This is a genomic window from Labilibaculum sp. K2S (assembly GCF_030372765.1).
GTDB lineage: Bacteria > Bacteroidota > Bacteroidia > Bacteroidales > Marinifilaceae > Labilibaculum.
Genome location: NZ_JAUCMW010000018.1, coordinates 12,111 through 23,896 on the forward strand (window position 1 = coordinate 12,111; position 11,786 = coordinate 23,896).

Below are 11,786 nucleotides of genomic sequence, written 5' to 3' on the forward strand. Positions count from 1 at the left end.
CTTTATTTAAAAATTCAATTCTGTAATCTTGCTACGATACAAATCATATGGTTATTCGGCCATGCCATCGATCGTTTTAATAGAACCATCTTCATTGTATTCCAACTCTGTAACTTTCATGCTTCGAAGCCATGTTTTTCCTCCCGATGGCTTAGAATCGTGATGAAACAGGTACCATTTCCCTTTAAATTCGCAAATAGAATGGTGTGTAGTCCAGCCTACAACAGGTGTAAGAATTACTCCCTTGTAAGTAAAAGGGCCATAAGGCGAATCCCCTACAGCATAACAAAGTAGGTGCGTATTTCCCGTTGAGTAGGAAAAATAATATTTGCCATTGTACTTATGCATCCACGATGCTTCGAAAAAACGGCGATCATGATCTCCGGCTTTTAAAGGCTCTCCGTTTTCATCTAAAATAACAAGGCTTTTCGACTCTTCAGCAAATTCCAACAGATCATCGGACATTCGTACAACGCGAGCAGTTAATGCAGGCTCCTCGTTGCCGGGTTCAACACCACACTCCTGCGCTTTATTGTTTCTATATCGCTGAAGCTGTCCTCCCCAAAGCCCCCCAAAATACATATAATGCTGACCGTCCTCATCTTCAAAAACAGCAGGATCGATACTGTAACTGCCCAAAATTGGATGTTTTTCAGGAACAAAAGGCCCTTCAGGTTTATCGCTTACAGCAACACCAATACGGAAAATATCGGTTTTATCCTTTACCGGGAAGTACAAATAATATTTCCCATTTTTATAAGCGACATCGGTATCCCACATCTGGCGACCAGCCCACGAAACATCTTCTACATCCAAAACAACTCCATGATCCGTTACTTCACCATCTATATCGTCTAATGAGAATACATGATAATCGCGCATATCAAAATGATCACCATTATCATTTTCAGGTATACCTGATTCAATATCGTGAGATGGATAAATATATAGCTTGCCGTTAAATACATGTGCTGATGGATCTGCGGTATATAAACCATCAACTAAATACCTTGGGTTCTTCATTATTTTATTTTTTTCAAGCTTTTTTATCAAGCTCTATTCATAATTAGTAAATCAATAGAATAAGTGTATTAAGTTCTTATTTAAATAACACTTTGGAATAAATTCTTTAACCAATAAACCTATTACAGGTCTTCGTTAATTATTTTTTCAACAATTGGCTTGGCTTTATACTCTCTGTCGAATAAAAGAGGATAATCTGTACGTCCTTTAACAGGCCAATAATTGCGCCATGACTGAGCATCACTAACTCCCCAAAGGGTAACACGGCTAATCTTATCACTCTGTTTAAAGAACAACCTGAAAAAATCCTGATAACGCTCTGTTATCTTTATACGCATAGAATCAGGCAGTCCATTTACATATGGGTCTAACTCCTTTTGAAATTCAAAATTCAAAGCCACATCGGCACCAGCATTCATATTTGGCATAGGAAGAACAGTCAAATCCAACTCCGTAACCATCACGTCAACACCCAATTCGGAAAAAGCGACTATACTTTTCTCAAAATCCTCAACTGTAGGATCATCCATTGAGATATGTCCCTGCATGCCAATACCATCAATTCTTACTCCTTGTTCCTGCAATGATTTTACCATAGCAATAACTCCGTCTCTTTTCCCCTCTTTCGCCATCGAGTAATCATTGTAGTAAAGCTCAGCTTCCGGATCGGCTTCATGTGCAAATTCAAATGCCAGCTTAACAAAGTCTGCACCAATTATTTCATAAAATTTGCTTTTACGCCAGGTTCCATCGTCCAAAATAGCTTCATTTACAACATCCCAGCCTTTTATAATTCCTTTATAACGACCTACCACTGTGTGTATATGACTTCTCATTCTTTCAATAAGAACATCTCTTGAAACATCATTTCCCTGCTTATCTACGAAAAGCCAATTGGGAGCCTGAGAATGCCAAATCAGAGTATGTCCCGTTATAAATAGCTTATTATCGAGTCCAAACCGGACAAATTTATCCGCCATATTAAAATCAAACTCACCTTCAACAGGTTGAACAACTTCACTTTTCATCACATTTTCAGCAACAACAGCATTAAAATGTTGTTTAATGATTTTTATGGCAGAGGTGTCAGCACCAACTATTTGGGCACTGTTCAATGCTGTACCTATATAAAACCTATCGCCAACAGCCATTTTCAATGATACCGGCTTTACTTCTGTTTTTGAACAACTGCATAATACACCAAGCAGTAAAACTGCCAGAAAGCCGGAACTGTATATTTTTTTAAATCGATTCATTAATTGTTAGTTTACTAATTTGTATTTTTTGCCAGATTAAGCAACAAACATTTTTCTCTCCTAAGATTATTAAGTTCGTTGCCTGATAAACGATTTACCAACAACTCACCATTGGAACGCTAAAAATCTGTCATTAACCCTCGTCGTTTGCTCAACTCATCTTCAATCTCTACTTCCTTCTTTTTATCAATCTTGTAGAAAAACAAGCATCCTATTGCAATAAAAAATGTGATGGTTGGAAATACACTTAAAGAAAGTTTTATACCATTAATTGTTTCCGGACTTTGAACTGCCAACTGATGGCTATACCCATAAGTTGCTAAAATTCCCGCCACTAAAGCTCCGCCTACACTCAATCCTGCCTTTAAACCAAATATCATTGCCGAAAAAATAATTGCTGTTGCCCTACGGTTATTTTTCCATTCGGAATAATCAGCAACATCGGCAATCATTGCCCACAACAGCGGTGTGGTAATGCCATAAAAGAAACCATGCAGTAACTGACTTATGAATACCAAAGCTATTGATTCCGGTGAATAAAAATAAAATAACAACAAACAAAGCGTAGCTATAAAAAGACTCACTCCAAATACATCCCTTTTTCCATATTTATCCGCCAAGGGTTTTGAAAACATAATCCCAATAATCATAAAAATGATTCCACCTGCATTAAAAAGGCTAAACCCAGATGTTGCTACATCTTCCGGCCACAAGAAACCCACAAAGCCCATATTTGACAGAAGATTATTTAAACCATTAATAAAAGCATTAAAGCCAATATCATTTAAAAAAACCGCTAAATGTTGTTCACTTAAATAATTTTCGAAATAAAATACATACATACCCCCCTTCAGCGACAGCGTAATAAATACGAATACAGTAACAACAAGCATTACAATCCACGGCCTGTTTTTCATCAAATCTTTAACATCTTGTTTTACCGATGTTGTTTCTGTTTGAGTTGAAACAACGCGTTCCTTTGTTGTTAAAAATGTGATGATAAAAAATACAATCCCAACGAGAGCAAAAACTCCCATTACATTTTCAAAACCTTTTGCTTTATCACCGTCACCAAATATCAATACCATAGGCAATAGTAAAGCTTGCACTATGAATTGAGCAATCATTACTGCCGTAAAACGATAGGATGAAATACTGTTGCGTTCTGCCATATTTCCTGTTAAAACACCACTCAGAGCCGAGTAAGGCAAATTATTGGCACTATAAAGAAATACTAATAAGATATAAGTAATAAATGCGTATGCAATTTTACCTCCAGGACCAAACTCTGGTGTACTAAAAGCCAACAAGGCCATAAGTCCAAAAGGAATTGATGTCCAGAGTATCCATGGGCGAAATTTTCCCCACCTTGTTTTGGTACGATCAGCAATAACCCCCATTATCGGGTTAAAGCATGCTCCAATCATACCTCCCGAAAAAATAATTACGGAGGCTGTTCCTGCCGGAATCTTATACACATCGGTATAAAAGAAGGCTAAAAACGTCATCAACGTTTGAAAAATGAGGTTAGCAGCAAGATCTCCTAAACTGTAGCCAATCTTTTCAACTACCGATACTTTATCTGATTTTATTGTCATTTTGTAATATTTAATACTGACTTTATTATTCGCTGTTATTTATTAAAAAGTGGTTCTTAATAAACTTTAATACAAGTGTAAACCACCCAAACTGTTAACCAAAAATACTTGTATTGAAATAAACTCACGTGATGCTGTGTTACACAAATTTGTTAGTTTGTTACATCTTTTTCATTCCCGTTACATTTAATTTCATTTTGGTTACATCTTTGTTTCAACCATATGTTTAAAAAAAAATTAAATCAATAGTAATAATTTCTCCCACCTCAAATACACCTTATTATAAAAGAACTTCCTGGAAGATTAGATCAGGAAATTCCTCCTCAAACCGGAATAAAATTTAAAGAGAGAGAGCTCAAAAATGATGATTGATTTAATTAAATCGAAAAAATTTCACACTAATTGTCACCAATAAAAAAGCACCTTACCATATTCGTGAACTATCTTCCCTAAAAGTAATTTTGGTGTATTGAGCAGTAAGAAAAATCCACATCTTATCTTAATACGCTGCACTGGATTCTTGTCTAAACAAACAGAAAACAGCAACGAACAGATATCTCCATCTTGATCTAAGAAACCTCCAATATTCAAACCTATCCCATCAAACATAGAAAATGGGACAATATAAATTCCCCCATTATTCTTTATTTTCCTCAAATCATTTTACTGATTTAGATATTCACCTGTTCTATTTTATATCGTTTTTTTCCACAATATCAGGATCTCGTTTTCACCTGCAAAATCTGTTCTACAAAACTTTATATCCGATACTATTCTGCAAAAGGATATGCACCAACAGATGGCAATTTAGAATTTACGGGACTTTGCAATAACTCATACACTTCTTCAGGTAATGATGTTGCTGCACCTTTCCCTTTAAAATCCGATAACAACTCATAATTACCTAACACAAGACTTTTAAATAATGGCCCGTTATAACGAGCTAAACCAATACTGTTTTTTGCATATTCAGGATGCTGCTTGTGAAAAGCTTCAGGATTACTATAATTTACCTGACATTGGGCATTTTTAGTATCGCTCAGCCAAATATCAAGCTTAGCATCTTTTTTACTCACATAAGCATTGTGATCTAAATATTTAAGGGCTGGTTCTTTTAGTTCTCCGCATAAAACATCGGGTTGCCAGATCAGCAAGAGTGGACCGTTGTATTTTTCATCTTTCACCATCAGATTATTCACAAACTCATGTCCGGTGCGTTCATCAACATCAGGTCCCGTGCTCGGATGCCAACCGAAATGATCTCCCTGAGCACTTCGCTCATCTCTTCCAAAACAAGCCAGACTATTAACAAATGTATTCTGATACACTTTTACATTATTGCTATTCAGAATCAGAATGCCATGATCGCAATTAGTAAATACATTACCTGCACAAACAGCGCCCTTGGATATTTCGAAAAAGAATGCATTGCGCGAAGGCCAAACACTATGTGGCTGAAAGTTATTGTTAGGAAATCCAACCCCCTCAACCCAATTATTGATGAATCTACCATCGACATTACCAACATCATACCACACACCATTTGAATTAGGCAGATCAATCACAAGGTTATCATTAAACACAACCCGATAACTTTGATTAAATATTTTTACCGCTGCAGGAAAATAACCAACCAGATTCTCAATATTATTACGTGTAAAAATATTTTTTTCGATTAAAGCATCATCGGAACTAACCAAATATAAACCTTCAGTACTTGTATCGCTTATTTTACAATGCTTAAAGTTTATTTTATCGCCTATCAGATTCACACCAATTCGACCACAATAGCTCATGGTGCAATTTTCTATAGTTGTACCAACAACATCATTACCATGTTCAGAATCAACCGACAAACCTTCCGGATAAAACCCCTCAACCTCAATAATCCGAAAAGGATATTGAGTAATTGTAATTCCTTTAATTACCGGTCCGATTCCATCGGATGCTTTACCATGAACATTCTTTGTTGTTCGAATCAATCCGGTTGCAAAAGCCGTAATTTCCACTTCTTTATTTGTAGGATCGGTACCAATATAAACTTGTTGGGTTTCGTAATTAATAAAATATGTGTCTTCATTAACTTCTCCTTCCCAACCTACTGACTGCAGAAAACTTCCATCAACAAAAACCAAATCATCATTGAACCGATGTAAGGGAGTTATTTTTCCGTACACATCCTTTAACCACCAATCCTGTGGTTTGGATGGAAATAAATGTGACCATGAAGTACGCCATAATCCATTTTTTAAGTTTTCCCATTCAGTTGCAACTAATGTCCCTTTTATTACAACTTGTTCATCTTTATATGGCTGCATTGTTATTCCCTGATTCAAGGTCAAATTGCCAGTGCGGTAAATTCCGCCTCGCAAAACAATGGCATCACCCGTTTTCACCCTTTCAACAGCCGATTCAATATTGGTTGGCTCCGATAGTTTAAGTCCTTTTGCATCCTTACTCCCATCCGGAGATACATAATAGATGGTACCATCAACATTTGGTAAATCATAGCTTTTATGTATTGGACCATACGATCCTCCCGAAGGCTGCGCCAATACTCTTTCTTGTTTTAAGAAAAAAAATAAAGATATAAATGATAAAAGAAGAATAAATTTATTTCCTGTAGTTTCCATAATCACTTTTATTTCTGAATTTTACTTGTACATTTTACACTCCGGAGGTCCCAAATAAGATGGTTTGAGTCCACCATTATCAATCATCAATTTTTGAAGCACAATTCCCGGATCAATCAACCAATATTTTACAGTATGGGTTTCTGTATTATTCAGTTTGTGCTTTGACTTTCTTACTAATTTATTATCGGATACCGCTGTACACCACCATTCTGCATAATTCCAATCCTTACCTATACAACCTTCATGCAGGTTAATAATTTGAGGTTCTTCATCATCTACAGATACCGCATATTTTAATCCGTCTTTATTTTTAAAATCCTGCGTTGGTGCCAAACACATAAAAAGAGTAATGGAATCGTTTTGAGCTTTGTTAAGCAATGTGAATGTATATTCCAAATGTGAATTGTCCTTACTGAACTCCTTATAACCTTTATTTACCGGCAATGATGTTACACTTCCTTTTGTGTTCCCCAAACCATTTATCACTTCCCAATCAAATCCTTGACTGGAACTGCTTGAATTAAAGTCTACAGCTTCAATGCTTACCACTCCATTGTTCTCAACAAATCCTTGTAACTTCTTTGTATTCAGATCAATCTTATCTGCAATAACGCCTAGTTCAATCACCTGACCATTACCTGATACAGAAATTGTTCCTGCTGAATTACCGACAGGAAGTTGATCCCAGTTAACAGAAACAAAATGTCGTTCTTCCTCTTTCAGATTTTTTTTGCCTGCGCTGATTTTCAACCATTCAGGAGCTACAATTTTATAATCTATTGCTCTTTTTCCGGTGTTGAAAAACTCTAAATAAGTTTCTTGCTGATTGATATTATCAAAATTTGAAAGATTAGCAGTAGAATCATGCTTTGTCCAAATTTTATCTTTCCCTTCAATCTTTATACAAAGCTGTCCTTCTTCCGGTACTTTCAAATAGGTTACCTGAGGCATCGTATTACTGTCCGGCTGATTCCAATATGTATAACCAATGTGCTGCTGTGCCATCATATGATTCCACTTACCATCAGTTAATTCAGTATGAAACTCAAGAGTAAGCAGTGAATCACGTTTAAAAAGTTCAACTACTTTATCAGCCATTAAGTTGGTTGCAGCTCTTTTTTCTTTGGCATATTGCTTATTTTTAGCCAGGTACCAATACATTTCATTCAGGTTGGCACAAATGCTTACTGGAAAATAAACCAATTGATAAAAGGCATCTTTTTGATCCTCATCTATGATATCATAAAGACTTTTTGCTCTTTGCGCTAAACGATTGTAATCCTCAACTACTTTTTCAAATTCCCGGTAATGAATCAGACTATAGGTATGATCGTCCAATAATTCAGGTGTGCGACGCCTGTTATATTTTGTATATAAATCCAGCAGTTCAGCGATTTCTTCTGCATATTTTTCAGAGAATTGTTCTGATGCCCAATTCGTTGTATATTCTGATAATTCATTTACAGTAACCGACTCAGGATTCCATGCATAGTCGAAGAAAAATGAAACAGGTAACTCCATTGGTTTCAAGTCACCAACATTCACAATCCAAATACGATCAACCCCGTGTTCATATGTTAATCTTAATTGCTCCCAAACCCGTGGTAAGGAATTCGTATTTAGCCACTTGTAATTACGAGGACCTCCCACATAATCAAAATGATAATACATACCGTAACCTCCCGAACGTTCAGCAGCTTCTGGTTCCGGCAATACCCTAACATTTCCCCAGTTGTCATCACAAAACAATAGTGTAACATCATCAGGTACTTTCATTCCCTTGTCATAATATTCCTGAACTTCTTTGTATAAAGCCCAAACCTGCGGTGTTTCATTAGCTGGCTTCTGAGTTACCTCCTCTATAATTTTTCGTTGATTAGCAACAATATCTTCCAGTAGTTCGATGTTGGTTCCTTCTTCCATGGCTTCATCACCATCTCCTCTCATAGCCAGAGTAACAACACTTTCCTTATTCCCCATTCGTTCAATTCCCTCTTTCCAGAAAGCATCCAACTGATTTTTATTTTTTTTATAATTCCATTCTTTTCCTCCGTATGGTTTCCATTCTGCATGTGCTCTCATCAATGGTTCATGATGCGATGTGCTCATTACAATTCCAAATTCATCTGCCAACTGAGCATTTAACGGATCGTCGCTATTAAAACTCGCCCACCACATAGCAGGCCACAAAAAGTTCCCCTTTAAACGTAAAATCAATTCAAACACATGCTCATACATTTGATGATTGAATCCGCCGTAATTCTCAACCGCCCATCGTCCTAAAGCTGGTTCCTCATCGTTTATAAAAATACCACGATATTTAACTTTCGGTTCACCTAAATTATATCTCCCAGACTTAATAAATACCTCTGCATGCTTTTTTACAGGTACATCAGCCCACCAATACCATGGGGACACACCCATTTTACGGCTAATATCGAACATGCCATAAATTGTGCCTCTTTTATCACTCCCGGCAATCACCAAGGCTCTATCCACATTTGGTAAAGGATTATCAAGTACTTCAATCAAACTATTATCCCACTTCCCCTTTACATCATTCACTTTCAACTTTCCTGATGCAATTAGATCCTCTATTATCTGACTTTTTCCAATTGTACCAATAATGATAATGGTACCTTGCGGCTTTTCGCCAATGTGTAAAGAATTGGTTACTCCTGTTACTTTTTCAATGTCTTTTTGAAATAGTTCTGCTACTTTAATTACACCTGAATAATCTTTGTCATCAATATATATGGGAGTGCCTTTTTGAGATTTTACTATGGGGAAATTGTTCTCATTTACTGAAAAAGACACAAGTTTGTTCTCACTTAATTCCTTACCCGTATCATTTTTACAAGAGATTATACCGAACAAGACGATCAATTCTAATACAAAAAATCTTATCATATTGGATTTTATTTATTTTACAAAAAAATGAGCACATAACCTTACTGTACAAAAGATTAACATCTCATCAACAAGCCTATAAAGCTTTCAATAACTGACCAAATTTTCATGAAAGAGCCAGCATCTGTAATTTCAAAATAATTCCACCTGTAAATCAGTCCTGTTGATTTGGAAAAGGTTGAATATCCAGAAATACGCAATCAATTGTTTTAATTGAAAATTATTGGGATTCTTCCGTGCAATCACATTGCAATTCCGCAAATCTCTTTTAATTTTAAAACTGTCCGCAAGTTGAACCCACGGACAGTTTATTCTTACTATTTCTTACTAAATAAACATATCAAACCTATTTTCTTTTCAAAAGGAATTGATGCTACCAACTCCAATTTACGAAAATGAAGTTTATCAATTATTAATATCCATTTTTACTCATAATATCCAGGATTCTGATAAGCTTCTTTTTCAGCCTCGCTCATTTCCATACCATCAAGCTGGCCCTGTGGAATAGGTCGAAGATAAAAATCAGGTGTTATATTCCGTGTTATGGTTTTAGGCGTGTGATCTGTAACTCCGGATCCGCAAATTTCATAACTACCAGCGATTTCCGCCCATTTCTGTGTACGTACTAAATCGAACCAGCGATATCCTTCACCAAAATATTCACGTGAGCGTTCAGACAAAATATAGTTAATATCTATAACTGTTGGAGTGGCTGCAATCATAGCAGCACTATTATCAACTTCTTTGACTACATTTCCGTTATTATCAAAACTCCACATTCCTGCTCGAGCACGGATAACATTAATCAATTCTCTGGCACTTTTACTTCCTGTTGCACCCTTTACAGCTGCTTCGGCTGCGATAAAATACAACTCCGAGAATTTATATATATTGAATGGACGAGTCGATGCAGCATTAGGTTGCCCTAAGGACGTCCCGCCGTCAGTACGATAAACACCCAGCTTCCAAAATCCCGGATACTTATATCTACTTATACCACTTGGATTCATAACAAAATCTGACCTTCCAGGTAATGTGCCGGCTCCAACATTACCACCTGTAGCTGCGTCAGTTCCCCAAACCAGAGCTGGATCGTCCTCATTCAATATTGTTAATACTGCATCACCAGGTACAATCGACATACCATTTGCATTAATTAAAGATGTTGCAGCGACTCCACCTTTTGGCCAGTTACCACGCCATACAGTAGTAAATGTTGCATCATAACGCGAATCATTCGTTTTGTCGGCAAAGGTATTTTTAACAGCACCGATAGTGGGAGCCATACGTGTCCATGGTCGACCCAAGTGTTGTTCTGCTTCTCGCTGAACAGAACTTACACCATCACTTCGAAGCACTGTATAATTCCAGGTCAACATCCAAACAGCAAAATTATCTGCATCACCGCCACCACCATACGTAAGACTGGATCCATTATAAAATTCGCTGTCCTCGGTATGATCAGCATATAACACACATTCTTTATTACGGTCATTTTTACCCACATTTAGATCATAAAATGTTGGCATTAAGCCAAAAGGTCCTGGATCAGCAATCCCGTCTGTTGCCACATTATAAGCTTGTTGAAAATACCATGCAGCATCATGCCCACTTGGGTCAATTCTGTCACTTGCAGGATAAGTCGGAATATTGTTTGGGTTTTGCAACCACCATCCATAAGTCAAATAGGCTTTAGACAAACATATGCGAGCAGCGGTTTTAGTCGCAGCTCCAGTTACTCGACCTGCTGCCGGCAAATCTTCTATGGCAGTTAACAAGTCAGGGAAAATAGCTTTGGTATAAACTTCAGGAACTGTGTTTCGCACAGAAATTCTTGAGGCACTAGTGTTAAACTTTAGCTCTCCAGCACCTAAATCCAAAGGAACTCCACCAAAAGTTTGTACCAGTAAAAAATAATCAAATGCACGGAAGAACCTAGCCTCAGCAATAATTTCATCTGAAATACCAATAATTTCAGCATTCTCTATAATACCACTTGCAGTGTTTATATTAGAAAACGCATTTCCCCATAAAACATTAGTATTGGCACCTGTTGCAGTAATCGACCCTACACCTGACATATCCATATCCTTAAAGTTTCCATCCGCACTTTGCGCATATGTAACTTCATCGGTTCCTGTCAGACAAGAATTAAAATAGTATGCATTACCATAAATGTACCGCAGGTGTGCATACTGAGAGGTTATTCCTCCCAAAACACCTTTCTCGGTTTTGAAGTATTCAGGCGTATACTTACTACGTGGCTGTTCCTCTAATACATCGGTACACGCTATAAAGAACATGGTCATCAACATTGTTCCTATAAGAGGTTTTATATAATTAAATTTCATAATTTATAAATT

6 protein-coding genes are annotated in these 11,786 nt (G+C 36.8%); all 6 read right to left on the minus strand.

Annotation, left to right across the window (positions count from 1 at the left end; genetic code table 11):
- Positions 1-51: 51 nt before the first annotated feature.
- A complete protein-coding gene (locus QUH73_RS16530; protein ID WP_289531544.1) occupies positions 52-1,023 on the minus strand; it encodes a glycoside hydrolase family 43 protein in 972 nt (323 codons plus the stop codon).
- 122 nt (positions 1,024-1,145) lie between these two features.
- Positions 1,146-2,279, minus strand: a complete 1,134-nt coding sequence (locus QUH73_RS16535; protein WP_289531545.1) for an endo-1,4-beta-xylanase — start codon at positions 2,277-2,279, stop codon at positions 1,146-1,148.
- 119 nt (positions 2,280-2,398) lie between these two features.
- Positions 2,399-3,877 carry an MFS transporter gene (locus QUH73_RS16540; protein ID WP_289531546.1) on the minus strand — a complete coding sequence of 493 codons (1,479 nt, stop codon included), beginning with the start codon at positions 3,875-3,877 and terminating at the stop codon, positions 2,399-2,401.
- 770 nt (positions 3,878-4,647) lie between these two features.
- Positions 4,648-6,510 carry a right-handed parallel beta-helix repeat-containing protein gene (locus QUH73_RS16545; protein WP_289531547.1) on the minus strand — a complete coding sequence of 621 codons (1,863 nt, stop codon included), beginning with the start codon at positions 6,508-6,510 and terminating at the stop codon, positions 4,648-4,650.
- Between the two features lie 21 nt (positions 6,511-6,531).
- A complete protein-coding gene (locus QUH73_RS16550) occupies positions 6,532-9,423 on the minus strand; it encodes a glycosyl hydrolase 115 family protein (RefSeq protein WP_289531548.1) in 2,892 nt (963 codons plus the stop codon).
- A gap of 425 nt (positions 9,424-9,848) precedes the next feature.
- Complete coding sequence (locus tag QUH73_RS16555) at positions 9,849-11,774, minus strand: RagB/SusD family nutrient uptake outer membrane protein (protein WP_289531549.1); 1,926 nt, start codon at positions 11,772-11,774, stop codon at positions 9,849-9,851.
- Positions 11,775-11,786 lie beyond the last annotated feature (12 nt).